The following is a 313-nucleotide window of genomic DNA, read 5'->3' as shown; positions in this document are numbered from 1 at the left end:
GTGCTCAGGGTTATGACTTCGTGATCAGTAAGAAATCAAATATGCTCCAGACCGGCAAATTCAGCCAGACCGTTTCCTCAACCGGCAAGCCACAGGCATCTTTCAGATATCTGGCAAAGGGTACCTGGTATGTAGCGGCCCGAAGCTGGGTTCTGGATGAACAGGGCAATAAGGTCTATGGTTCTTGGACAAAGGTTAAGAAGATCAAGATCACTGTTGTCACACCACAACAGCCAAAGATCAAGAATATCACTGTAAAAGGAAACACTGTGACTATTACTTACACAAAATGCAAAAATGCCACAGGTTATGA

At 44.4% G+C, this 313-nt stretch carries 1 protein-coding gene; it reads left to right on the top strand.

What is annotated here, in order from left to right:
• The coding region (locus tag LJE09_RS17590) for a hypothetical protein (protein ID WP_227311632.1) at nt 1–313 on the top strand (313 nt) is incomplete at both ends.

The organism is Blautia sp. DFI.3.45, assembly GCF_020593505.1.
In the GTDB taxonomy this organism is placed as follows: Bacteria; Bacillota; Clostridia; order Lachnospirales; family Lachnospiraceae; genus Blautia_A; species Blautia_A wexlerae.
The sequence above is the reverse complement of the archived record's forward strand: the minus strand, read 5'-3'. Positions and strand labels throughout refer to the sequence as shown.